Source organism: Pedobacter aquatilis (assembly GCF_032678425.1).
Lineage (GTDB): Bacteria > Bacteroidota > Bacteroidia > Sphingobacteriales > Sphingobacteriaceae > Pedobacter > Pedobacter aquatilis_B.
In genome coordinates, this window is the sequence record NZ_JAVTSG010000004.1 from 142,351 (window position 1) to 166,936 (window position 24,586).

Consider the following 24,586-nt stretch of genomic DNA (forward strand, 5'->3'; position numbering starts at 1 on the left):
TTTTGCCTTTCAGATAAAACGAATCATCCCACCGAAAAACATATGTATTAGCAGAATAAACAAATAACATACCAAGCCGTTTTAAAAATTTTATCTAATTTTAGTTTACCAAACAAAATGAATCGCATCGACAGACTTTTCGGAATTTTAACATTACTTCAATCGAGGAAATACATCACCGCCGAAAAAATATCTGAGCGCTTTAACATTAGCGTAAGAACGGTTTATCGTGATGTAAAAGCCTTAATTGAACAAGGTATTCCTGTAAGCTTCGAACAGCATAAAGGTTATTTTTTGGTTCAAGGATATTTTTTGCCTCCAGTTTCTTTTAATACTGATGAAGCCAATGCTTTATTATTGGTCGAAACGTTGGTACACGGTTTTGCAGATAATTCCATCCGTTCGCATTATGCTACAGCCTTAACAAAAGTAAAAGCAGTTTTAAAGAATAGCCAAAAAGAGAAACTGGAAACGATGAATCAGCACATTAAGCTTCAAACGCCCGAAAGACTTAGCTTTAATTACGATTATCTCTCTTTAATTCAAGTTGCGATAGCAGATAAGCATATTATAGAATTAGAATATAAAAATGCTAAAGATGAATCGAGTAAACGCCGTGTAGAACCAATCGGGTTAATTTTTTACGCATTTGGCTGGCATTTAATTGGCTGGTGCCATTTTCGAAATCAATACCGCGACTTTAATCTAACCAGAATTATCTGCTTAAAAAACCTTGAAAGTCCGTTTACAAAAGAAATTCATATGCCGCTAAGCGATTATATGACCATGTTGCCAGTCGATTTTTGAGTTACAAGCTTGGCAACTTTGTATGAGCATTTAGTAAAGCCTAAGTAGTGTTTCTCCGTTCTACTTTAAACCGGCCTAACAAATTTTTGGGAATACATTGTCAAAGCCAAACCACTAACTTTAATACAAAAATTTTCAGCCGGCAATTTTGTTTCTTTTGTTGTCAAAAGAAAAAAGCCTGTTTGGCTAAGACAAATAACATTTCTGCAAATAACTTATAGTTTTATTGCAATACATCTTTAACTTTTAGTCTTTAGAAAAAAATCCAAATTATTTTTTTCACACTGCCATAGGGTTGTCACTCCGCCGTATTTTCTTTGTGTAAACAAACCTCAAACATCATGAGCTTAGCCGACCTACTATTATTTGAAATCAACACAAACGAAAAATCAAAACAACAAAACATGGATATTATCAAAGCATTATTAAAAGAACTTGAAATGGAGTTTAACACTTCAAAACAATTTATGGCAGCTGTACCAGCAGATAAATTTGATTGGGCGCCTCATGAAAAAAGCATGAAAATGAAGTCTCTAGCCAGTCATGTTGCCGAATTGCCAGAATGGATTTCGCTAGCATTAACTACTGATGAATTAGATTTCGCAACCGCACCTTACGAAGAGAAAAAGATCGAAAGTGCTGAAGATTTAACAAAAATTTTAGAAGCCAGCTACAATGTTGGCAAAGCAGAATTAGAGAATGCCAAGGAAGATAGCTTGAATGAAAGATGGGTTTTGCGCATGGGAGAACAAATATTATCAGATTCTACCCGATATGAAATGATTCGCATTGCCTTTAGCCAAACGGCTCATCATAGAGCACAGTTGGGTGTATATTTTAGGTTATTGGATATTCCGGTTCCACAAAGCTATGGCCCAACAGCCGATTTCCCTTCTTTCTAAATATTTAACCACAGCATAGTTTAGAAATTATGCTGTGGTTAATAACACAATTAATTTCCGTAAAATTGCAGCATGAAAAACACTTCTGCAACAAGGTTAAATAAGTTTATAAGCGAAAGCGGGTTATGTTCTCGTCGCGAAGCGGATAGATTTATCGAACGAGGAAATGTTTTCATCAATGGCAAAAGAGCTAAAGTTGGCGATCAGGTTTTTGCCGGCGATAAGGTTATGGTAAACGGCCACAACATCGAACCTAAGGAAGAAAGCAATTTTGTTTTATTGGCATTTAACAAACCTGTTGGCATCACCAGTACAACTGAAAGCAGTGTTCGGGATAATATTGTAGACTACGTTAATTACAGCGAACGTATTTTTCCGATTGGCAGGCTAGATAAAGATTCATCAGGTTTAATCTTTCTTACAAACAACGGCGATATTGTAAATAAAATTCTTCGGGCTGGAAATAACCACGAGAAGGAATACGTTGTAACGGTTAATAAACCTGTAACAGAAGATTTCGTTTTCGAAATGAGTAATGGTGTGCCTATTTTGGGTGTTAATACGAGAAAATGTAAGGTAAGGCAGCTAACTACTTTCTCATTCAATATTATTTTAATTCAGGGTTTAAACAGGCAGATTCGTAGAATGTGCGAGCATTTTGGCTATGAAGTAACCAAACTGGAACGTACCCGAATCATGAACATAAATTTGAAAGGCATCCCAACAGGAGAATTTAGAGAATTTACTGAGGCGGAAATGGAAACGATAATGAAGAGTGTAGAAAAATCTTCATCAGAAGCAAAGCCAAAATCTACATCGAAACCTAAAAAACAAAATAACGCTTGGGAGGAAATTCCAGAACTTAAGGAAGAACGACCTTCAAAAAATTTCAAACCATCTAAGCCTGCTCAAAAATCAGGAAGCAGAAAGCAATCTGCTCACTCATCAGCAAAATCAAGCAGCAAAAACAGTTCAACGAATAGAAATTCACGACCAGCGAAGGGAAAACCTTCAGGCAAATCAAATTCCAAACACAAAGGAAGATAAACCAATAAATTGTAAAATTACTTACTGATTTATAGTCTTTTAAGAATATAACTTTAAGCTTAAAGCGTTTTTAAGTACCTTTGCAACAAATGTTACCTTCAAAAAAAATCGACATCCGCTCACTGAATTTGCTACAAATACAGCAACATCTTACTGCTATGCAGCAACCTGGCTTTAGAGCAAAGCAAATTTACCAGTGGTTGTGGGAGAAATCGGCTACTACATTTGATGACATGAGTAATCTTTCGAAAGATTTACGCAAAGCATTAGATGAGGGCTTTACTATTAATGCTGTACAGGTTAATAACTCGCAGTTCAGTAACGATCATACCATAAAAAACACTTTCCGTTTAGCCGATGGAAACATTGTAGAAGGCGTATTAATTCCCCTTGAAGACCGTATGACGGCCTGCGTAAGTTCTCAGGTTGGCTGCAGTTTAACTTGTAAGTTTTGTGCAACCGGTTACATGGAGCGTAAACGCAATTTAAATGCCGATGAAATTTACGATCAGGTTGTTTTGATTGATAAACAGGCCAAACAAAACTATAATAATCCGCTTACCAACATTGTGTACATGGGCATGGGTGAACCTTTGCTTAATTACGCCAATGTATTAAAATCGATTGAACGCATTACCGCACCCGATGGTTTAAACATGAGCTATAAACGCATTACAGTTTCTACTGCGGGCATCGCCAAAATGATTAAAAAACTTGGCGATGATGGCGCAAAATTCAATCTTGCACTTTCACTTCATGCCGCAAACGATAAAAAGCGGAACGAAATAATGCCGATTAATGAAGCCAATTCATTAAAATCTTTATCAGAGGCTTTAAAATATTATTTCGCCAAAACCAAAAATCCGGTAACTTACGAGTACATTGTTTTTAACGATTTTAACGATGAAATTACTGATGCAATGGAACTCGCTAAATTTTGCAAGCACATTCCATGCAAGGTAAACCTTATCGAATATAACCCAATTTCCTTTGCCGATTTTACTAATGCCGATGGCGATAAAATCGATGCTTTTTCAAACTATTTAAAAAGCCAAGGCATAAATACTAATATTCGCCGCAGCCGAGGCAAAGATATAGATGCCGCATGCGGACAACTAGCCGTTAAAGAAGAAGCTAAAGCTTAATTTTTTTTGGAAAGCACAGGCAGTTCAAAAATTTTCGTTCTGCCCTGCTGTACATTTTAGTCCCGATTTTTTTCTAAGAAAAATCGGGCGCTGCCATTTCCATCAGGTTTAATTACAACTGTAATTGCAACTATCTAAGGTTGCAAAACGCAAAACCATCTCGCTATTAAAATCTTAAAAGAAATACTATATTTAATTCAACGATTTTGGATTTCCAACAATAACCAAACATCTTTAAAATAAAGTAAATCGATATGGAGCTAATTAAATCCAATAAATTTTGGCTAAGCCAATGGAGTTCAGATTTGATTGGCTTACTTTTTCCAAATCTCTGCAATGCTTGCGGAATTTCATTATTTCAAAACGAATACTTGATTTTTACGCGTTGCTTATATGATTTACCATATACCGATTATCACTTACACGAAGAAAATAGAGTTGCCAAACAACTGTGGGGCAGGCTGCCGCTTAATGCAGCCATGGCAATGCTTTATTTTAGAAAAGGTGCGAAAGTTCAAAACCTGATACACAATTTAAAATATAATAATAAAACCGACGTAGGTGTTTTACTTGGCAATCTACTAGGCGATCGGCTAAACAATAGTCTGCTTTATCGAGGTATCGATTTAATTATTCCTGTTCCACTGCACAATAAAAAACTTCGGATAAGAGGCTATAATCAAAGTACTTTTATTGGAGAAGGAATCGCTGAAAAAATGAACATTCCATTAGATGAAAAAACATTAATCAGAAGTACTTCAACTGAAAGTCAGACCAAGAAAAGTCGATACAGCAGATACGAAAACATGAAAGATGTTTTCGGAATTATAAATCCAGAGGTAATAAAAGGCAAGCACATTTTGCTTATTGATGATGTAATTACCACAGGTGCAACATTAGAAGCTTGTGCAAATATACTTTTAGAGAGTGGTGCAGAAAAAGTAAGTATTGCTGCACTAGCTTTCGCAGAATAATTTCTTGATATTTGAATAATGCGTTCAATGCTCACATATGGATTAATTATAGTTCTGTTTATCCTCTCTTGTAGAAAAGATGAACATACCACTACTGATCCTGGCGCCAAACTTAGCTTGTCTAACAATATTGTTTTATTCGATACCTTATTTACAACGGTAGGTTCTATAACTAAAACCGTCAAAATAATCAACCGAAATAATGATGCCGTAAACATCTCAGCGCTTTCACTTTCTGGTGGCAATTCATCTTCATTCAGTTTAAACATAAACGGACAAAGCACAAATAACAGAATCAATCTAAAAATCAACGGGCAGGATTCTTTAAATATTTTTGTAAGGGTAACCATTAACCCTGACAGCAGAACTACTCCATTTATTGTTCAGGATTCAATCATTATTCAATCAAATGGAAACCGCCAAGCCATCCAACTCATCGCATACGGGCAAAATGCCATTTTCATAAATAATGGCGTAATTTCCAATAATACCACATGGAATAAAAACTTTCCGTACATCATAAATGGCTCAATAACTATTAAAAATAATGCAACATTAGCAGTATCTGCAGGCGCAAAAATATATTTTCATAAAGATGGGGTGATGAATGTTGAGGGCAAATTAGATGTAAATGGTACAGCCAGCGAACCTGTTATTTTTAGCAGCGATAGAATGGAAGATATTTATGATAACCAACCCGGACAGTGGCAAGGCATCTACATGAAACGTTTCGGTAGCGGAATTATCAATAATGCGATTATTAAAAATGCTTCCGTAGGTATTACCTCCGATTCATTATCAAGCAATTCTAACCCTAAATTAATTGTAGCGAACACCGTCATTAAAAATATGCAGGTTGCTGCATACATTGGTTATCACTCAGAATTATTGTCATTTAACAATTTGATGTACAACTGTGGCAATTACCTTATTTACGCTATTGGAGGTGGCAATTATAATTTGAAGCAAAATACATTTGTTGGCTTTAACCCTAATTTCCCGAGAAAAAATGCGGCCTTAACTTTTTCTGATTATATCTCTGCCACTTCTTTTAACAAACTGCAATTAAATTTAACCAATAATATTATTTGGGGCAGCTTGAGTAATGAATTGGATATTCAAAAGAAAACAAATGCTGCAAATGAATTATCCATCATAAATAATTTAATTAAAACCACCAGCAATACATATAACAACAATAGCATTAATGTTGAGCCACTTTTCATATTAACTAGTGAAGGAAACTTCGAGTTAAGTATAGGTAGTCCGGCATTAGCAAAGGGCATTAATCTTGCAACAGACCAATACTACCATCCTTATCTAAATAAAGATTTAAAAGGCAACGCAAGAATTTTCCCCTCAACATTAGGCTGTTATGAAAAAAAATAAATTTTTTGATATTTATCAAAACAAATTTATATCGTTAACGTTTATATATTCGAGAGCGTTAATTTAGATGGTAAGGGTCGATATTTCTTTTAGAATATCGGCCCTTTACTTTTAGATTAGGATTTTCAAGATTTGGGGATTTTCAGGGTCCTTGTCCAAAATATCTATATAAAGCAAAAGCGCCTTACAAATTAATGTAAAGCGCTTTTAAAACCATTATAGTTAATTTTATTTATAAAGTGGAAAAGCACTTACTAATTTAATTACCTCAGCTTTAACTGCGTTTAAGTTAGCCTCGTCTTCAGGATTTGTTAAAACCTGATCAATTAAATCAACGATTTTTTCCATTTCTGCTTCTTTTAAACCACGAGTTGTAATTGCAGCAGTTCCAACACGAATTCCTGAAGTTACAAATGGAGATTTATCATCGAAAGGAACCATATTTTTGTTAACAGTAATTTCAGCTTTTTCTAAAGCGTTCTCTGCCAGTTTACCAGTAATGTTTTTATTTCTTAAATCGATTAACATTAAATGGTTATCAGTACCTCCAGAAATAATTCCGTAACCTTTAGCTACAAAAGCCTTAGCCATTGCTTGGGCATTTGCGGCAACTTGTTTAATATAAGTACCGTATTCATCGCTTAATGCTTCGCCGAAAGCAATTGCCTTTGCTGCAATAATATGCTCTAACGGACCACCTTGAGTTCCTGGAAAAACAGCCATATCCAATAGATTACTCATCATACGAGTTTCACCTTTTGGCGTTTTTAATCCCCATGGATTTTCGAAATCTTGTCCCATCATAATCATACCACCACGCGGACCACGTAAAGTTTTGTGCGTAGTTGTAGTTACAATATGGCAATGAGGAAGTGGATTTGCCAATAAACCTTTAGCAATTAATCCGGCAGGGTGAGAAATATCAGCTAAAACCAATGCTCCAATTTTATCAGCAACCGAACGAATGAAAGCATAATCCCACTCGCGTGAGTAAGCCGAAGCACCGCAAATAATTAATTTTGGTTTTTCTGCTAATGCAACTTCTTCAAGTTTTTTATAATCGATTAAACCAGTTTCTTTCTCAACACCATAAAATAATGGCTGATACAATTTACCAGAGAAATTTACAGGTGAACCGTGTGTTAAGTGACCACCGTGTGAAAGATCGAAACCTAATATTTTATCACCTGGTTGAATAACAGCAAGCATAACCGCAGCATTTGCTTGTGCACCTGAGTGCGGCTGAACATTAACCCAAGCAGCTCCAAAAAGCTCTTTTGCTCTATCAATTGCAATTTGCTCAACAACATCAACAACTTGGCAACCGCCATAATAGCGTTTACCTGGTAAGCCTTCAGCATATTTATTGGTTAACACTGAGCCGGCAGCTTCCATAACCTGCTTGCTTACAAAGTTTTCTGATGCGATAAGCTCTAAACCGTGCTCTTGGCGGTTTAATTCCTTATCAATAAGTTCAAAAATTTGGTTATCACGTTTCATCCGTAAAATAGGTTTGTTATTTTTTTGGCAAAAGTAAGCAATTACAAGGTAAATAAGGCTGAATTAGGCCAATGCTTTTACATTAAAGTTATTAAAACCGCTGCCAATGTTTATTTCAACGATTTGCTGTTGAAGCATTTCCAGAATTGCCAGGAAATTATATACAAAATGAACCTTGTTATCTGAATTTTTAAGCACCATTGCAAAATCTATTTGCTTGTTGATGTCTAACAAATTTGCTATGAAATGCTTCTGCTGCTCAATGGTATAAGGATATTGAACAACTGTATGTTTAACCTCCTGACTTCGCAAATCATACTTTTGCATGGTGCGGTGGTAAACCATCAAAAGTTTATACAAATCAAGAGAAAGCAGCTCATCCTGGTGAGTTGAAGATTCAGCGGCCAAACTTAAATCGTATTCAATGTTACCTCTTCGCTCCTGCTGCATTCTTAAATCTTCAAAAACCTTAAGTTCTTCAGAAACTGATTTAAACTGTTTGTAAGCAATTAGTCGGGCAATTAAATCCTGTTCGGGATTAATTTCATTTCCTGCTTCATCGGTTTCTATTCGGGGAAGCAACATTTTTGATTTGATGCGCATTAAAGTTGCCGCAACCAAAATAAATTCGCTCGCAACCTCAACATTTAAGGCTAATAACTGATGGATGTAAGCCAGGAAATCGTTCGTAATTTTTGCGATTTCTATATCCTGAATGTTAAGTTCATCACGTTCTATAAAAAACAGCAATAAATCGAAGGGACCTTCGAATACCGGAAGTTTAATTTCAAAATTTTCTGCCTGCATCTTCAAAACAAACATAACCAAAACGCATTAAATTTCTAAATGTTAATTTGCCCGGATCAACATTTTAAATCTCAAATACATCATTTTTCGGCATATTTAATTGTTGTGCTTATTGCAGTTTTTTTTCTAAAATATTATAACAAAAATTCCTTTCTTTGTATCTTGTTTTTTACCCAAAATATTAAATGCAAGTAAAAGCTGGCCCCCTATTATCTAAAATTAACTATCCTGCAGATTTAAAGCAGTTTAGCGAAGCTGAGTTAGAGCAGATAAGCCAGGAATTACGTCAATACATTATTGATGTTGTGAGCGTGAATGGCGGCCATTTTGGCGCCAGCCTTGGTGTTGTCGAATTAACTGTAGCATTACATTATGCCTTAAATACACCTTATGATAAGTTGGTTTGGGATGTTGGCCATCAGGCTTACGGACACAAAATTTTAACCGGAAGGCGTGATTTGTTTCATACAAACCGTATTTATAAAGGCATTAGTGGTTTCCCTAAAATAAGTGAAAGCGAATACGACACCTTTGGTGTTGGTCACTCTTCAACTTCTATTTCGGCAGCTTTGGGTATGGCTGTAGCTTCTCAAATTAAAGGGGAAACAGACAGGCAGCACGTTGCAGTTATTGGCGACGGTGCAATGACAGCAGGTTTGGCTTTTGAAGGTTTAAACCATGCAGGAATCGAAAACAGCAATGTTTTGGTTATTTTAAATGATAACTGCATGTCAATCGACCCGAATGTAGGCGCATTAAAAGAATATTTAACCAGCATCACGACTTCAAAATCTTATAATCGCTTTCGCGATGACATTTCAAATGTGTTAACTGGTCTTTCCAAACTAGGGCCAAATGCACATAAATATGTTAAAAAGATTGAGAAAAGCATAAAAGGAACATTACTCAAACAAAGTAATTTATTTGAAGCATTAAACTTTAGATATTTCGGTCCGGTTGATGGTCACGATGTAAAACGTTTGGCCGCCATCATTAAAGATTTAAAGGAAATTCCTGGTCCAAAATTGCTGCATTGTGTTACTGTAAAAGGTAAAGGTTTTGCTTTGGCCGAAAAAGACCAAACCAAATGGCACGCCCCAGGTCTTTTTGATAAAATCACCGGAGAGATAAAAAAGAGCATTCCAGATAAACCACAACCACCAAAATATCAGGATGTTTTTGGACATACTATGGTAGAATTGGCTGAGGCAAACGATAAAATTGTAGGCATTACACCTGCAATGCCTTCAGGTTCATCATTAAATATTATGATGAAAGCGATGCCAACAAGAGCATTCGATGTTGGAATTGCAGAACAACATGCCGTTACATTTTCGGCTGGTTTAGCTGCACAAGGATTAGTTCCTTTCTGCAATATTTATTCGAGCTTTATGCAAAGAGCTTATGATCAGGTAATACATGATGTTGCAATTCAAAAGCTTAATGTTGTTTTTTGTTTAGATAGAGCCGGTTTAGCTGGCGCTGATGGTGCGACGCATCATGGCGCTTATGATATTTCATTTATGCGTTGTATCCCTAATCTGGTGATATCATCGCCAATGAATGAAGAAGAATTGCGCAACCTGATGTTTACAGCTCAGCAGGAAAACATCGGCCCTTTTGTGATTCGTTACCCTCGTGGCAATGGCGTAATGCCAGATTGGAAAAGGCCCTTCAAAGCTTTAGAAATTGGCAAAGGAAGAAAGATTTGTGATGGAGAAGATGTAGCCCTTTTAACCATTGGCCATGTCGGTAATTTTGCGGTTGAAGCCTGTACTGAATTAAATAGCGAAGGACATTATCCGGCGCATTACGATTTAAGATTTGTCAAACCACTCGATGAAGAAATGCTTCACGAAGTTTTTGCTAAATACAAACATGTTATTACAATCGAGGATGGTTCTTTACAAGGAGGCGTTGGTTCGGCTGTTTTAGAATTTATGGCAGATAATAACTACAATGCAAATGTTATTCGCTTAGGTATTCCTGATGAATTTATTGAACATGGAGAACAACCAGAATTATGGGCAGAATGTGGCTATGATAAAGCTTCGATAATTAATGCAGTTAGAAAGGTTAGTGAGAAACGCACAACCAATAGTTTAGCAGGATAATCCATTTAAAAATTTACAAAAGAAAACCCCATCAATTTATTTTTGATGGGGTTTTCTTTTGCGGGATGTTATTGTGGTTATTAAAAATCAGAATAAAGATTTCTGAACGAACTTCTTAAACCAATCGTAATCATACCGGTATTGTTCGAACCCTGAACGTTGCTTTCTTTTCTGTAAATACCACCCAATTCAAAACGTAAGTTATATTTTGGATTGATGATGTAGGCTACTCTACCTTCAGCATAATACAAATCGGTTCTTAAACCTTGAGTTGTAAAATTACCGGTTTGTCTGATGGCTTCTGAGTAAGGTAGACTTAAATCTTTGCCATAATCTTGTCCATTTAGCGATAAACCATATTTAGCATACATTAGCTGACCAGTAAAATCTAATCTTTTCCAAGAATAATTTGCTATCCCAATAACCTCTCTAAAGTTTGTGCCTAAACGGTGTGCTAACGGCTCAGAATAGCCTGTATATGCAACAATTTGTGTACGACCTGTGTAAGTGTAAGGTTTAGATGTATTATATTCTAATAAATAATTTAAGTTTTCAACCTTAAACAAATCGCCACCTCTTATGCCCAATTGCCATGAATATTTATTACGAGGACTTCCATTGCTGGAGAAGAAATTACTTGCTTCAAATTCATCCAATGAAAACTGACCATATGCAACTAACTCTTTTGAAAATTTGTATTTACCGGTAAAACCAATCATGGAGTTATCAGGAGAACCGCTTGACGCCTCTACAGGACGCAGAAAAATTATTGGATTAGCATAACCCCAATCAAAACCTCTCTCATTACCTAATTCATCTGTTTGTGCCCATATTATCGAATCAAAGAAACCAAGAGATAATCTATTCGTAACATTCCAATCTAAATAATGAAATACACCACCTTTTTTACGATTTCCAGCTTCATAAGATAACTTAGGTACATTCGGATCTTGTAAAGCTGCCCATATGGCTGTGTATTGTACACTCCCCAGGTTTCCCGTTAATTTTAGGAATGGGTATGGAGAAGAAACATCCGATAAAAGCATTGAGCGGTAACCATCACCCACAAAATTTTTATCATAACCAGCAGTAACATTAATATACTTTGATGGTGTATATGAAATTAATGCGGTAACATACGACCAATCTAACGACATTTTACCAGCGTTTGAACCATAATCTCTATTATACGATTGTCCCGGAACTACATTTATATTTCTGGCATAATCTGTATAATATTTCGCAAAGCGACCTTGATTTTCAAAACCACTGGTGTAAAAAGAGAATTTTTTACCAATTGTACCACCAATTTGATATCCACGAGTATTTAACCAGGTATTCTGTTTTCCGGAGAAGTCTTTTCCGATTTGAAAATCAGGAAGAAAATCTGCATAAAAAGTATATTCTTCCTTCTGGATATCGATAAGATGTTCGTTAAATAACTTTCTTGCAACCCAAGAATGTCTCGTTGAATCAACACCAACGCTTAGCAATTGTCTACCATGCTCAACCAATAAGCTATCATCAATAAAAAATGGTTTCAAACTACTATGAAAGCGAGTTTCAGGATTGTAAACTTCGCGATTTAATTTCTGATAAAATTGATAGGAATATGGCTGATAAACCGATTGAGCATTTAATTTGCCAAACGCAAGGCATATTATTACGAATAGTATTAGTTTTTTCATCAACATTATTTTTAATAAAATTTACGCAAAGGACGTAAAATAATTTGTTTTATGGTTTATTTATCCTTTTCTGTTGGCAGAAAGGATTGTTAATTTGCTTTTTTATGGCCAACTAAAACCTGCCAAATGGTTAAGAATGTTATTTTCAAATCCAGAAAAAGAGACCAGTTTTCCAAATACCAAATATCGGCTTTTACCCTTTCTTCCATTGAACCATCTTCTTTGGTTTCGCCACGAAAGCCATTAACTTGCGCCCAACCGGTAATTCCTGGCAGTAAGAAATGACGAACCATAAATTGGTCAATCATTTTAGAATATTCTGCAGTATGTTGAAGCATATGTGGTCTTGGCCCAACAACTGACATTTCACCAAATAACACATTAAAAAACTGCGGCATTTCATCAATGCTATTTCTACGCATAAAAGCACCCAATTTAGTAACTCTGGAGTCATGCGGTGTAGCTTGCTTGGTGTCGGCTTCGCCGTTTACATACATGCTTCTAAATTTCAGACAATAAAAAGACTGATTATCCTTTCCGGACCTCAATTGTTTGAAAAAAACAGGTCCTTTTGATTCAAGTTTTATTAAGATAGCCATTATTGGTACTAGCCAACTCATTATAAAAACCACAACTAGCAAAGAGAAAACAACGTCAAATAATCTTTTAAGCACTTGATTACTTAAAATTTCCAAAGGCTCGGTTCGAGGACTAAGTACAGGTAAGTGTCCATAGAGTTGTACCATTACATTTTTCTTGAAGTAATCCTTAACATCAGGCACAAGTTTAAAACGAATCATAGCTTTATCTGCCTGTCGCATTAAAACATCAATTTTTGATAAAGCCCTATCTGGTAATGCGCAATATATTTCATTTACATTACTACCCTTAACATAACTAATGCATTCATCAACCCTGCCAATAACATGATTCTGAGTAAGTTTCATCGGGTCATCATCAAAAAAACCAATTACTTTGTAGCCCAAATGTGTATTTTTTTCTAGATGGTTCTTTAAATCTAAACCCAGCGGACCAGCACCTACAATAACAACTTTTTTATAATTGATAAGCTTAGCCCTACTTGACCTTCTTAAGAGTAAAAAGACAATTTTGCCCGCTATAAATAATGGTGCAAATATAATTCCTGTATAAATCAGCAATCGGTTTGAAACACTAAAATCTCTGAGGTAAACAACCAATACAAAAATAATTGCGCCAAAAAAAAGTAAACTCCAAAGTGCTTGTTTAATTGTTGGAATAGCATCCTTAACAAACATATCTTGATAAAGACGCATGATTTGGGTTACGTTGAACCAAACAAAATTTATGAGAAGAATATGCAGAAAGTTAATTCCTTTGCCATCCGAAATGCCAAATGTGCCATATGTAAGCACGTATCCAACATATCCGGAAAGATTAATTAGAAGAATATCTATAAGGATACTTATTGTCTTAAAATAAGTACTATTACTTTCAATCATTTATTAAGTAAAATTTCGCCAAATGCAGCCCGTTGTTTTAGGAAACAGATTATTTGTTTTTCAATTACCAAATCATCGTTAGCAATTAATCGCCTTACAACAAAAAACAAGCCAAATAGTTTTAACCGAGCAAAACTATTATAAATGGCCTTATTATCTTAATTTATTATAAATTTGCAAAACATCTTAAAGAGTTTTGAAGCAAGTTCTAGCAAATTTCATTAGTGGATTAAAAGAGACTAAAATTGTTTCTAATTTTTTGAATTTGAGCAGTATTCAAATTTCAAACACTCTACTTATCCTACTAATATATCCAATCATTACACGAATTGTTGGTATTGAAAATTTTGGAATGGTTATGCTTGCTAATACTTTCTCAGGCTTATCATCAATAATAATTAATTACGGCACAAATCAATCAGGAGTAAGAGATGTTGCAACTTACTCGACGAATAAGATAGCATTAGATAAGGTTTTTAGTAATACAATTTGGATAAGGATTTTAATTTTTGCCGGTTACCTACTCCTTCTTTTCATACTTCAATGGGCACAAATAAGATATTATTCATTTATTATCTTATCAACGCCGATAGTTTTGGCAGAAGTGCTAAATCCATTGTTCTTTTTTTTAGGTGCTGAAAAATTAAAGCTTTATAATATTGCCAATTTAATTTCTAAAATAGTAATTATTTTAGCTGTGGTTATTTTTATCAAAGGAGCCAAAGATTCTGAATGGGTTAATTTTATTATTGGATTAGCGACTACCCTAACTTATTCATTGCTGTTAATTTTACTAATTAAAAACCAACAACTTAATTTTCAATTCCCAGATAAAAAAGTCATCACAAAAATTGCGAAAGACAATTTTTTCCTCACCATTAATAATATATCCGTTCATTTACAACAATCGTTAATGGTTTTTGCTTTGGCGAAATGGGGCACACCGCTTTGGTTAGGTGCATATTCCTTGTGTGATAAAGTTATAAGTTCATCGAGAATTTTAATTATTTCGGTTTCAAATGCGATTTACCCAAAAGCAGCTCAAATTTTTGCCGATAGTACTGAAGCGTGGAAAACTTATAAAGGAAAGATGAGCAAGCTTATCGCTGGAATGTTTTTTTTACTTTCTTTAACATTATTTATTATGCCTGGTTTTGTTGTTCAATTATTATCTGGCGAACATAACCAGGATGCAATAAATTTTTTAAGACTAATGGCCTTTGTTCCTTTTTTAGCAGCGTTAAATGTGCTTAATGTATTAGATCTTTTGTTAAAAAACAATACACTTGCCATATTTAGAATAGCAATTGTGCTTTTGGCAATCTCTGCAATTACTTCGTGGATATTGGTTACGCAAGGTTTGCATAACTGGTTTGGGCTTTACACTGTTTTGATAGATGGATGTGCGCTAATAATGTACGAGTATGCTATAAAAAAATCTAATACATTAAATGCCTAAATCTATTGCCATAATATTATTAAACTGGAATACGCCAGAACATACCATAAATTGTATCTTATCGGTTAACAAATTCTGTAGGGCTGACGATTTTGATATTATTGTTGCTGATAATGGTTCTACAGATGATTCCCTATCAATTTTAAAAACCAGGTTCCCATCACTTACGATATTAGATAATAAGGTAAATTTAGGTTTTGCAGAAGGTAATAATAGATTGCTTGAATATAGCATCGAAAATGGCTACACCTATTCTTTGGTTTTAAATAACGATACTGAAGTAGATGAAGATTTTTTAAGTCCGTTAATTAATCACTTAGAAAACAACCCAAAAACTGTTGCTGTACAACCAGCAATATATTATTTGTATAAAAAAGATGAACTCTGGAATGGTGGTTCGTTCTTTAACCAATATTTAGGGTATACCTATTCGAAAAATCAAAAAGAAAGGCAAAGCCTGAAAAATGCTGAGCAAGTTGAATGGCTAACCGGTTGCTGTTTTTTAGTAAGAAATTCTGCGCTGACAAAAAGTGGTTTATTCAACAGTAAATTTTTTCTTTATTATGAAGATGTTGATTTATCCTTCAGATTACGAGAAAATGGTGGCATTTTAGATTACTTACCTACAACAAAAATTTACCACGAAGCTGGAGTTTCAGGACAGCAAAAAACTAAAAACAGCGAAGGCACATTAAGTCCAATTATCCATTTCTACACATGCAGAAATAAGATTTGGTTTTTACGCCGCTATGCTAATCCATACTTATTGGTTTTTATTACAATCCAAAGTACATTTTACAATGCCGCCTTATTAACTTATTTTATAATTCGCGGAAGAAAACGAAAAGCAAAATTTTTAATTAAAGGGCTGAAAGAAGGATTTTTTACGCCTCTAAACGAAATATGGTTATGATAGCAATATTTCCGTTGGTATATATTTTTGCATTTGTTTTAGCAATAGGTGATATTGTTAAAGGTAAAAAAGAGGGTTTTATATTATTCCTCATTTTTGGGCTTTCTATTTACACAACTGTCCTATCTGTTACATTCTCTTTAGGTTTTAAAGGCTTAATCCCCTTGCTTCAATCACTCAAGGAGATTTTTGTAATCATTATTCTTTGTATCAGCGTTTGGAATTTAAAAACTAAAATAAAGCTACACTATATTGACTACTTAATAATTACCTTCTTTATTTACACCTTGTTATATGCTTTTTTGCCAATTGGCGAACAAGGATTTGGCACCAAAATAATGGCTTTTAAAACCTTATCTTTTTTTGTGCTGGTGTATTTTTGTGGGCGCTTATTTAAACCTGGTGAAATTTATCTAAGTAAATACTTTCATTACATACTTTTACTATCAATTGCGGCTGCGGCAGTTTTACTAATGGAGGTGATTACCGATCAGCATCTACAAACCCGAACCGGTTATGCAGATTATAATTTTTACCTTTTTAACTTCGAACCAAGCGGCAATTATGGATTAACCTGGACCTTTGAATCAGAAGGGGGTATTAAACGTTTCGCAAGCTTTTTTGCAAACCCATTAGAATTTGCATCTGCTACAATTATTGCTATCTCTGTTCTTGCGGCACTCTACACTAATAATAATTATAAATTAAAGTTAGATAATTTTGGATATTTAGCATTGGCTGCAACACTATGCTGCATAATCTTCGCATTTTCTCGTTCAGCATTTATTAGTTATTTTATTCTGCTCTATGTATATTCTGTTTTTACTAAAAAGAAGTACATATATCATACAGTACATATTGGTGCCTTAATAGCAACACTCTACATCATATATCTATTTACTAAAGAGCAAGACCAAAATGATGGACTGCAAATGGTTATCATAAATACTTTAAACTTCAGTAATCCATCAAGTGTTGGCCATTTAGTAGAATGGATTGAAGGCGCTTTGGCAATTGCCTCAAGTCCATTAGGCTTAGGTTTAGGCTCTTCAGGCCGCATCGGCGGAACTTTAGGTGATAATGTAGGTGGCGAAAATCAATATATTATTATTGGTGTCCAGGCAGGAATAATTGCATTATTATTGTATTTGGCAGTTTACATTTCGCTTATAAAAGAAGGCATAAAATGGTTCTACAGGCTGGAAGGAAATGAGAAGAAAATTTGCTTAGTCATAGTACTCATTAGGATTGGCTTTATCATTCCATCATTAACTTCCGAAATTGAAACATCTTCTTATACATCATATTTAATGTGGTTTTTATCTGGATTATTTGTGAGTATAATTTCTACTAAAGTTGCGATTCGAAAACCCGAAGAAGAATTACTTAATTAAAGAAAGGGCTTAGTCTTAATATTATTCTTTAAGTTTGCCATTTAAATCCAATAGAGGATTTGGTTTATCAATACTATGATTAATATTACATGCCCGCTTTGCTTAAACGATAAAACACATTTAAGTCCTGTGCTTTTTGAAATCAAAGCAAAATCTGGCGAGCATTACTTAATCAAGACCTGCCAAAATTGCGGTCATAACTTTACTTGGTTTAACCATGAGGTTGATATTGAAAGTTATTATGACGATAAAGACTATGCTGTACAAGATACCAGAAAAAGCATTTTCTATAAAATACAGCAAATAGAATATAAAGCAGTTTTAAAAAAAATAAAGTCATATAAAAGCACACCAGCCACAGTCCTCGATTTTGGGTCAGGAAAAGGACTGTTTTTACAATTTGCCAAAGAGCAAGGTTTTGATGTAAAAGGCATAGAAAGTTCGGTTCCGAGAGCAGATTATGCTAAAAAATATTTTGGTTTAGATGTTAATACAGACTATTATAAATCAGGCTCAGTTTTTAATACCAAGTTTGATGTGCTGACGATGTTTCATGTATTGGAACACATTCATCTTTCGGATAATTTATTGCAAAATCTAATTCAGGATAATTTAAAAGATGATGGATTGTTAATTATCGAAGTTCCAAACTTTAACAGCTGGCAATCTAAATGGGCAGGAAACAAATGGCTCCATTTAGATGTCCCAAGACACATCAGTCATTTTACACCAGCAATTTTAAAAACATTGATAGAGCATAATGGATTTAAAATTAAATCATCATCATACTTTTCTCTGCATTTAGGCATTATTGGCATGGTACAAACCATATTTAGTTGGTTTGGATATAACGGTTTCTTAATTGCTGATTTGAAAAGGAAAAAAACTATTCCATTAATACTCGGATTATTATTTGTTTTACCATTTGCAATTCTATTAGAAGTAATTTCCTCCATTTTTAAAGGCGGAGGCATAATTCGCTATTACGCAATCAAACAAAATCATCTTAAATAGATAAATAACAAATTAGATGAGAATTGCAATTATAGGTTCGAGGGGTTACCCATATGTGTACGGTGGTTTCGAAACCTTTGTTAAAGAATTAAGTGAACGTTTGGTTACACAAGGCGTTGAAGTACATGTTTACTGCCAACGGGATTTATTTACCGAGCATCCAAAAGAAGTTAAAGGAATAAAGCTCCACTATCTTCCAACTTTGCCACAAAAATCTTTAAATCAGATTATCCATTCATTTTTATCCATCATCCATGCAACATTTAGCAAGGCTGATGTATTACTTGTTGTAAACCTGGCCGCCGGACCGATGGGCTGGATACCTAAAATTACAGGTAAAAAAACGATGATTAATGTTGACGGTCTTGAATGGTTAAGACCTAAATGGAGAGGACTTGGCGCTAAATATTTCTACTGGGCAGCTAAATTAGCAACGAAATTATACGACAAAATCATTACCGATGCAGAAGCCATGAGGCAAGTATATCTTCAAGAATTTAATCAAGATTCTACGGTTATTGCCTATGGTGCGCCAAAATTTAAGCAGGCCAATGAAAATGGATTACAGCGCCTAGGTTTAGAAAAAGATGGCTACTATCTAATTGTCGGTCGTTTAATTCCTGATAATAATGCAGATTTGATAATCCGGGGTTTCCTAAAATCGAAATCTAACAAGAAATTAGTGGTAGTTGGCGATGTACCTTATACTGATAAATATGCATCTGATTTAAAATCAATGCAAAATGAAAGATTGATTTTTACAGGTTATGTTAAAGATCAGAATGAATTAATGGCAATGTACCAACATGCTTATGCCTATATTCACGGACATAAATTTGGGGGAACAAATCCAGCTATGTTAAAAGCCATGGTTAATAACTGCGCTATCCTAGCGTTAAATACTGTTTTTAATCAGGAAATGCTAAGTAATGGGAAGTACGGATTATTCTTTGATGAAGATGAACAAGCTGTATCTATAGCTTTAGAAGCTTTAGAAAACGCGCCTGCAAAAGTAAAAGAATTAAAAGATATAGTACGTTTCGGCTTAACAGAAAAGTACAATTGGGATAATATAACAATAGCCTATAAAGCTGAAATGTTAAAACTAATAAGTAGTTGATAACGAACGGGAAAAGTATGGCAAAAACCATTGTTGTAGGAATAGATATTCGCGATTTAAAAATTGCTAAAACAGGTACTAAAACTTATTTAGAAGAGGTTTGCAGAGCTTTCCAAAAAGAAAATACTGACTTCAAATTTTACTTTTTTGACACCATTTTCCCTATTTATAGCGGTAGAAACAAGTTTTTTAAATTAGTAGAGCATTTGCGCTTTTTTATATGGAAACAAGTTACGCTTCCATTATTAGCTGTTTTACGGGAATGCGATATTGTTTTCTGTACAGATTTCTTTGTCCCATATTTAAATTTCGGTTACAAAACCATTCCGGTATTTCACGATGCTTTTTTTTGGGAATACCCAGAGCATTATAATAAACACTGGCTCAAAATATTCCATAAATTTGGGGTTGAGGCGGCAAAAAAATCAGCTTATGTTATTGCCCCTACTGAATATGCAAGAGAGCGAATCGCTCATTATTCAGGTTTAGGGAAAGACAAAATAATCAGCATTCCTGAAGCACCGAAAACATTAAGTTCCAATGCGGCATTGTCTACAGGCGCTTTAAACCTAAAAACCACCAAATACTTTTTACATATTGGTACTTTCGAGAAAAGAAAAAACCTTTACCTTTTAGTTGAAGCTTTACACATTTTACATGAGCAAGGTTTTAAAGATTATTCGCTGGTATTGTGCGGGCAAATCAGCCCTAAAAATGATATGGATGGAAGCACCAGATTATTTGATGCAATTACTAAATATAACTTAAATGACTTTGTTATTATGCCTGGTTATGTTATCGATAATGATCTATCTTGGTATTACCAGCATGCAGAATTATATCTTTTCCCATCAGTTAACGAAGGTTTTGGCTTGCCAATTCTAGAAGCTTTTCAACATAACTTACCAGTATTAGTTGCTAACAACACCTGTTTACCAGAAGTTGGTGGAGATGCCGTAATAACATTCGACCCTTACAATGCCGAAGATTTGGCTGAAAAAATAATTCCACTAATCACAAATCCCGATAGTAGATTAAGACTTATTGAAAAAGGTAAAGAAAGACTCAAAAAATTTTCTTGGGAGAAAACGGCAATCGAATTAATTCAAGTCTTTAAAAAAGCAATTCATCATTAATATTGTGTAATATATACCATTTCGCATCCTTTAAATATGTATTTTTGTTATTTTAATACATCAATCCTATTGGTAAAAAATTGAATTTAAGTACGCATAAAATAAATCAAACAATAAACTGATGAATATACTTATTTTAGGAGCTTCATCAGATCTATATGGTGGAAGCAAAATACTTTCTATTGTTGCTAAAATTCTGTCCGACGGTAATCACAAACCTATTGTTGTTATTTCAGAAACTGGTGAACTGGTTGATGAACTCAATAAACTTGGTGTTGAACTCAGAATTATCCGTTTAGGTATTTTAAGAAGGAAATACCTTTCTATAGCTGGTATTTTAAATAGAATTAACGTTACCGGAAAAGCATGGCGATTATTAAGTAAACTAATTGATGATGAAAAAATCGATATTGTTTACTCAAATACAACGGGTGTTTTAATAGGTGCGTTCCTAGCAAAGAAGAAAAAAATTAAGCACATCTGGCACATACATGAAATCATAACTAAACCTAAAATTTTCACAAAGGTTTTGAGTTTTCTGGTAGGGAAGTATAGTGATAACATCGTCGTTGTATCAAATGCAGTTCAGAATCACTGGGCAAAGCACATTCATAAAAAAACAATTACCAGAATTTATAATGGTATTGACACGAGCATTTATGATCAATCTACCAGCTTGTTAAGACAAGAGTTAAGCCTCAATAATACCGATACATTAATCGGAATGATTGGCAGAGTAAATCATTGGAAAGGACAGGATTACTTTATTGATATAGCAAAACTCATATTAAAGAAAAGACCGGATACCAAATTTGTTATTGCAGGAGATGCTTATCCCGGCAACGAACATTTAGTGGATAAAATGGTCAATCGCATTCAAAATGAAAACTTGACGGATGCTATCCATTACATTGGCTATAGAACAGACATCCCAAATATATTAAACGCTCTGGATGTTTTTGTTTTACCATCAACCTTACCAGATCCTTTTCCAACTGTTATACTAGAGGCAATGGCAAGCGCAAAGGCAGTTATCGCAACAAAACATGGCGGCGCCTGCGAAATGATTTCAGATGGGGAAACCGGATTACTTATTCCTTTCGATGATGCAAATGCATCCGCTATAAAAATTTTGGAATTGATTAGCAATCAAAATAGAATAACTGAAATGGGTAAATTAGGAAAACTGAGGATAGATACATTATTTTCTCTCGATATGTTCAAGAAATCTATTTTAACCATCTTTCAATCAACTATAAATAATAAATAAGCAAATTCCAACAAAATTTAACTGCGTTTTTATCAGTAAATTAGAATGTTACGATAAACTAGCCATTTGAATTTTTAACTTATATTTGCAGTTAAAATTTTACAATACATGCGTTTTAAAAATATCTTTTGTGCCCTATGTCTAATTGCTTTTTTACCTTTAGCGCAATTATCCGCACAAACCATATCTACGGATAACTTAAGCAAAGTAAAAGTAGAGCAATTATCTGACGCACAAATATTAGAAATCTCCAAAAGATTTGAAGCATCAGGCATTACAGAAGCTGAAGCCATAAAAATTCTAACCGCTAAAGGCATGGACCCGGCTGAGGTAGATAAATACAAAGAACGCTTAGCCGAAGTTCAGGCAGGGGGAAAGACAACAAAAAATACAACACAACCGGTCGCTCCAAAACCGCAAACAATTATTAATAGAGATACAACCAGATTTACCGAGCCAAAACCAGTTAAGAAAAATAGCCCAATTTATGGTTACGAATTTTTCAGTAACCCTAACCTTAAATTTGAACCAAATATCCGTATCGCAACTCCAAAAAGCTATATTTTAGGTCCAGATGATGAATTAACAATTCTATTAACAGGCTTAAATGAAAGCACCACAAACGCAAAGGTTTCTCCTGAAGGAAATGTAAAAATTCCGTACGCAGGTTTAGTTTACGTTAATGGCTTAAGCATTGAGCAGGCAACAAGTCAAATCCGCTCTAAAATGGTTAAAGCCTACCCTGCTTTGGCTTCTGGACAAACAAAACTAACTGTAAATTTAGGTACGGTAAGGAGCATTCGGGTGACCATTATTGGCGATGTGGCCACACCCGGAACTTATACAGTTTCATCACTATCAACTTTGTTTAATGCACTATATCAAAGTGGTGGCCCAACTTACCGCGGCTCATTACGCAAAATTGAATTAATCAGAAATAACAAAGTGATTCAGGTTGTAGATTTATACAATTTCCTTCAAAAAGGTATACAAACCGATAATGTGAGCTTACGTGATCAGGATGTAATCAGAATACCTGTGTATACGACAAGAGTTGCAATTGATGGCTCAGTTAAACGACCAGGCGTTTATGAATTAAAAACATCTGAAACTTTAAGCGATTTAATTACTTATGCTGGTGGTTTTAGCGATTTAGCCTATAAGGGCATCGCCAAGGTTACGCAAGTTGGCGAAAAAGAACGAAGCGTTAAAGATATCCCTGCCGATATGTTTGACCGCTATACTTTAAAAAATGCTGATTCTGTTTATTTCGGAGCCATTTTAGAAAGATTTACGAATAGAGTAGTTATTCAAGGTGCAGTTTTCAGACCAGGAACTTTTGAGTTGAATCAAGGTTTAAGCCTTAAAACATTAATTGCCAAAGCAGATGGTTTAAGAGAAGATGCGGCTTTAGGAAATGGCTTTATCAAACGTATTAAACCAGATTTGGAGAAAGAAATGATATCTTTCAATCTCGGAAATGTGATGTCGGGAAAAGACAATGATATCGCCTTAATGAGGGAGGATTCGATATTTGTGACCTCTACAAAAAGCTTAAGAGACGAATCTTCTATCAGCATTGGCGGTTATGTTAAAGCACCAGGTTCATTTCAGTATAGAAAAGGAATGAGTGTAGCCGACGTTGTAAATATGGCAAATGGATTCACGAATGATGCAGCAAATCACCGTATAGAAATCTCCAGATTAATTAAGGATACTTCTGATACGCTATCTAATCAATTAGTTAAAATTATCACCCTAAGTTTGGATTCGGCATTATCTTCTTCAAATGGAAATTTTTTATTAGAGCCTTTGGATTACATCTATGTTCCCCGCTTAGTCAATTATCGTTCTATAGGTAATGTTAAAATCCGTGGAGAAGTTCTATTTCCAGGGGATTACGCACAACAAAGAAGGGATGAAACCGGAATTGAATTTATTAAACGTGCAGGAGGAGTAACACCATTAGGCTCTTTAGAGAATACACAGGTTTATCGTAATGGTGTACGTGTAGACATGGATTTAACGGGAAAACGCAGAAGACAAACCGCTGAGGCGACCATATTAATTCCGGGCGACAGTTTATTCATCCCTAAGAATGAACCTTTTGTTGAGGTTGTTGGTTCTGTAAATAACCCTCAGTTATTGCGTTATGCTAATTCCAATTTTAAATATTATGTTGATGCAGCTGGTGGAATTACCGAAAGTGCCAGGTTAAAGGGTGCTTACATCAAATATCCTAACGGGATTAATGCGCCTGTAAAAACATTTTTATTTATTAAAAATTATCCAAAAGTTACGGCTGGAAGTCAAATTATTGTACCTGAAAAAACAGGTAAAAATAAGTTAGGTTTCGCAGAAATTACAACCATCGCTTCGGCACTTACTGGTATTGTTAGTTTAATTGCTATCCTTTTTAAATAATT

19 protein-coding genes are annotated in these 24,586 nt (G+C 34.6%); 15 read left to right on the plus strand and 4 right to left on the minus strand.

The window, feature by feature from the left end; genetic code table 11:
- Positions 1 to 117 precede the first annotated feature (117 nt).
- From R2Q16_RS14025 to R2Q16_RS14050, 6 genes are all read left to right on the plus strand, one after another.
- Complete coding sequence (locus R2Q16_RS14025; RefSeq protein ID WP_316737833.1) at positions 118 to 807, plus strand: YafY family protein; 690 nt, start codon at positions 118 to 120, stop codon at positions 805 to 807.
- A gap of 341 nt (positions 808 to 1,148) precedes the next feature.
- The gene (locus R2Q16_RS14030) at positions 1,149 to 1,709 is read left to right on the plus strand and encodes a DinB family protein (protein WP_316737834.1); all 561 of its coding nucleotides are present in this window, start codon (positions 1,149 to 1,151) and stop codon (positions 1,707 to 1,709) included.
- 72 nt (positions 1,710 to 1,781) lie between these two features.
- Positions 1,782 to 2,756, plus strand: coding sequence for a 23S rRNA pseudouridine(2604) synthase RluF (rluF, locus tag R2Q16_RS14035; protein WP_316737835.1), 975 nt, complete (start codon positions 1,782 to 1,784; stop codon positions 2,754 to 2,756).
- Between the two features lie 89 nt (positions 2,757 to 2,845).
- Entirely contained in the window at positions 2,846 to 3,901 is a 1,056-nt protein-coding gene (rlmN, locus tag R2Q16_RS14040; RefSeq protein WP_316737836.1) for a 23S rRNA (adenine(2503)-C(2))-methyltransferase RlmN, read from the plus strand.
- A 254-nt stretch (positions 3,902 to 4,155) separates the two neighbouring features.
- Positions 4,156 to 4,875 carry a ComF family protein gene (locus R2Q16_RS14045; RefSeq protein WP_316737837.1) on the plus strand — a complete coding sequence of 240 codons (720 nt, stop codon included), beginning with the start codon at positions 4,156 to 4,158 and terminating at the stop codon, positions 4,873 to 4,875.
- A gap of 27 nt (positions 4,876 to 4,902) precedes the next feature.
- Positions 4,903 to 6,264: a hypothetical protein gene (locus tag R2Q16_RS14050; protein ID WP_316737839.1), complete on the plus strand. Its 1,362-nt coding sequence runs from the start codon at positions 4,903 to 4,905 to the stop codon at positions 6,262 to 6,264.
- 228 nt (positions 6,265 to 6,492) lie between these two features.
- Here the strand turns inward: R2Q16_RS14050 and glyA are convergent, their stop codons facing one another.
- Both glyA and R2Q16_RS14060 read right to left on the minus strand, forming a co-directional pair.
- The gene (gene glyA, locus R2Q16_RS14055) at positions 6,493 to 7,764 is read right to left on the minus strand and encodes a serine hydroxymethyltransferase (RefSeq protein ID WP_316737841.1); all 1,272 of its coding nucleotides are present in this window, start codon (positions 7,762 to 7,764) and stop codon (positions 6,493 to 6,495) included.
- 63 nt (positions 7,765 to 7,827) lie between these two features.
- Positions 7,828 to 8,571, minus strand: coding sequence for a segregation and condensation protein A (locus R2Q16_RS14060; protein WP_316738091.1), 744 nt, complete (start codon positions 8,569 to 8,571; stop codon positions 7,828 to 7,830).
- Between the two features lie 185 nt (positions 8,572 to 8,756).
- Here R2Q16_RS14060 and dxs point away from each other — a divergent pair, with 185 nt between their 5' ends.
- Positions 8,757 to 10,685, plus strand: a complete 1,929-nt coding sequence (gene dxs, locus R2Q16_RS14065; protein ID WP_316737843.1) for a 1-deoxy-D-xylulose-5-phosphate synthase — start codon at positions 8,757 to 8,759, stop codon at positions 10,683 to 10,685.
- A gap of 80 nt (positions 10,686 to 10,765) precedes the next feature.
- On the opposite strand, the gene R2Q16_RS14070 is transcribed toward dxs, so the two are convergent.
- Both R2Q16_RS14070 and R2Q16_RS14075 read right to left on the minus strand, forming a co-directional pair.
- Positions 10,766 to 12,373 (minus strand): gliding motility protein RemB, encoded by a 1,608-nt coding sequence (locus R2Q16_RS14070; RefSeq protein ID WP_316737845.1) that lies wholly within the window; start codon positions 12,371 to 12,373, stop codon positions 10,766 to 10,768.
- An 89-nt stretch (positions 12,374 to 12,462) separates the two neighbouring features.
- A complete protein-coding gene (locus R2Q16_RS14075; RefSeq protein WP_316737847.1) occupies positions 12,463 to 13,854 on the minus strand; it encodes an undecaprenyl-phosphate glucose phosphotransferase in 1,392 nt (463 codons plus the stop codon).
- A 196-nt stretch (positions 13,855 to 14,050) separates the two neighbouring features.
- Here R2Q16_RS14075 and R2Q16_RS14080 point away from each other — a divergent pair, with 196 nt between their 5' ends.
- From R2Q16_RS14080 to R2Q16_RS14115, 8 genes are all read left to right on the plus strand, one after another.
- Complete coding sequence (locus R2Q16_RS14080) at positions 14,051 to 15,313, plus strand: oligosaccharide flippase family protein (RefSeq protein WP_316737848.1); 1,263 nt, start codon at positions 14,051 to 14,053, stop codon at positions 15,311 to 15,313.
- Entirely contained in the window at positions 15,306 to 16,226 is a 921-nt protein-coding gene (locus R2Q16_RS14085) for a glycosyltransferase family 2 protein (RefSeq protein WP_316737849.1), read from the plus strand. The genes R2Q16_RS14080 and R2Q16_RS14085 overlap by 8 nt, the downstream gene beginning before the upstream one ends.
- A complete protein-coding gene (locus R2Q16_RS14090) occupies positions 16,223 to 17,620 on the plus strand; it encodes a hypothetical protein (RefSeq protein WP_316737850.1) in 1,398 nt (465 codons plus the stop codon). Before R2Q16_RS14085 ends, R2Q16_RS14090 begins: the two co-directional genes overlap by 4 nt.
- Before the next feature lie 75 nt (positions 17,621 to 17,695).
- Positions 17,696 to 18,634, plus strand: a complete 939-nt coding sequence (locus tag R2Q16_RS14095; RefSeq protein WP_316737851.1) for a class I SAM-dependent methyltransferase — start codon at positions 17,696 to 17,698, stop codon at positions 18,632 to 18,634.
- Between the two features lie 16 nt (positions 18,635 to 18,650).
- Positions 18,651 to 19,754, plus strand: a complete 1,104-nt coding sequence (locus tag R2Q16_RS14100; protein ID WP_316737852.1) for a DUF1972 domain-containing protein — start codon at positions 18,651 to 18,653, stop codon at positions 19,752 to 19,754.
- 17 nt (positions 19,755 to 19,771) lie between these two features.
- Entirely contained in the window at positions 19,772 to 20,890 is a 1,119-nt protein-coding gene (locus R2Q16_RS14105) for a glycosyltransferase family 1 protein (protein WP_316737853.1), read from the plus strand.
- Positions 20,891 to 21,011: 121 nt separating this feature from the next.
- A complete protein-coding gene (locus R2Q16_RS14110; protein WP_316737854.1) occupies positions 21,012 to 22,160 on the plus strand; it encodes a glycosyltransferase family 4 protein in 1,149 nt (382 codons plus the stop codon).
- A gap of 108 nt (positions 22,161 to 22,268) precedes the next feature.
- Positions 22,269 to 24,584: a polysaccharide biosynthesis/export family protein gene (locus R2Q16_RS14115; RefSeq protein ID WP_316737855.1), complete on the plus strand. Its 2,316-nt coding sequence runs from the start codon at positions 22,269 to 22,271 to the stop codon at positions 24,582 to 24,584.
- Positions 24,585 to 24,586 lie beyond the last annotated feature (2 nt).

Excerpts from the sequence above, each read along its gene's own strand:
- R2Q16_RS14025 (WP_316737833.1), top strand. The coding sequence starts at position 118 with ATGAATCGCATCGACAGACTTTTCGGAATTTTAACATTACTTCAATCG.
- R2Q16_RS14030 (WP_316737834.1), top strand. The coding sequence starts at position 1,149 with ATGAGCTTAGCCGACCTACTATTATTTGAAATCAACACAAACGAAAAA.
- rluF (WP_316737835.1), top strand. The coding sequence starts at position 1,782 with ATGAAAAACACTTCTGCAACAAGGTTAAATAAGTTTATAAGCGAAAGC.
- rlmN (WP_316737836.1), top strand. The coding sequence starts at position 2,846 with ATGTTACCTTCAAAAAAAATCGACATCCGCTCACTGAATTTGCTACAA.
- R2Q16_RS14045 (WP_316737837.1), top strand. The coding sequence starts at position 4,156 with ATGGAGCTAATTAAATCCAATAAATTTTGGCTAAGCCAATGGAGTTCA.
- R2Q16_RS14050 (WP_316737839.1), top strand. The coding sequence starts at position 4,903 with ATGCTCACATATGGATTAATTATAGTTCTGTTTATCCTCTCTTGTAGA.
- glyA (WP_316737841.1), bottom strand. The coding sequence starts at position 7,764 with ATGAAACGTGATAACCAAATTTTTGAACTTATTGATAAGGAATTAAAC.
- R2Q16_RS14060 (WP_316738091.1), bottom strand. The coding sequence starts at position 8,571 with ATGCAGGCAGAAAATTTTGAAATTAAACTTCCGGTATTCGAAGGTCCC.
- dxs (WP_316737843.1), top strand. The coding sequence starts at position 8,757 with ATGCAAGTAAAAGCTGGCCCCCTATTATCTAAAATTAACTATCCTGCA.
- R2Q16_RS14070 (WP_316737845.1), bottom strand. The coding sequence starts at position 12,373 with ATGAAAAAACTAATACTATTCGTAATAATATGCCTTGCGTTTGGCAAA.
- R2Q16_RS14075 (WP_316737847.1), bottom strand. The coding sequence starts at position 13,854 with ATGATTGAAAGTAATAGTACTTATTTTAAGACAATAAGTATCCTTATA.
- R2Q16_RS14085 (WP_316737849.1), top strand. The coding sequence starts at position 15,306 with ATGCCTAAATCTATTGCCATAATATTATTAAACTGGAATACGCCAGAA.
- R2Q16_RS14090 (WP_316737850.1), top strand. The coding sequence starts at position 16,223 with ATGATAGCAATATTTCCGTTGGTATATATTTTTGCATTTGTTTTAGCA.
- R2Q16_RS14095 (WP_316737851.1), top strand. The coding sequence starts at position 17,696 with ATGATTAATATTACATGCCCGCTTTGCTTAAACGATAAAACACATTTA.
- R2Q16_RS14100 (WP_316737852.1), top strand. The coding sequence starts at position 18,651 with ATGAGAATTGCAATTATAGGTTCGAGGGGTTACCCATATGTGTACGGT.
- R2Q16_RS14105 (WP_316737853.1), top strand. The coding sequence starts at position 19,772 with ATGGCAAAAACCATTGTTGTAGGAATAGATATTCGCGATTTAAAAATT.
- R2Q16_RS14110 (WP_316737854.1), top strand. The coding sequence starts at position 21,012 with ATGAATATACTTATTTTAGGAGCTTCATCAGATCTATATGGTGGAAGC.
- R2Q16_RS14115 (WP_316737855.1), top strand. The coding sequence starts at position 22,269 with ATGCGTTTTAAAAATATCTTTTGTGCCCTATGTCTAATTGCTTTTTTA.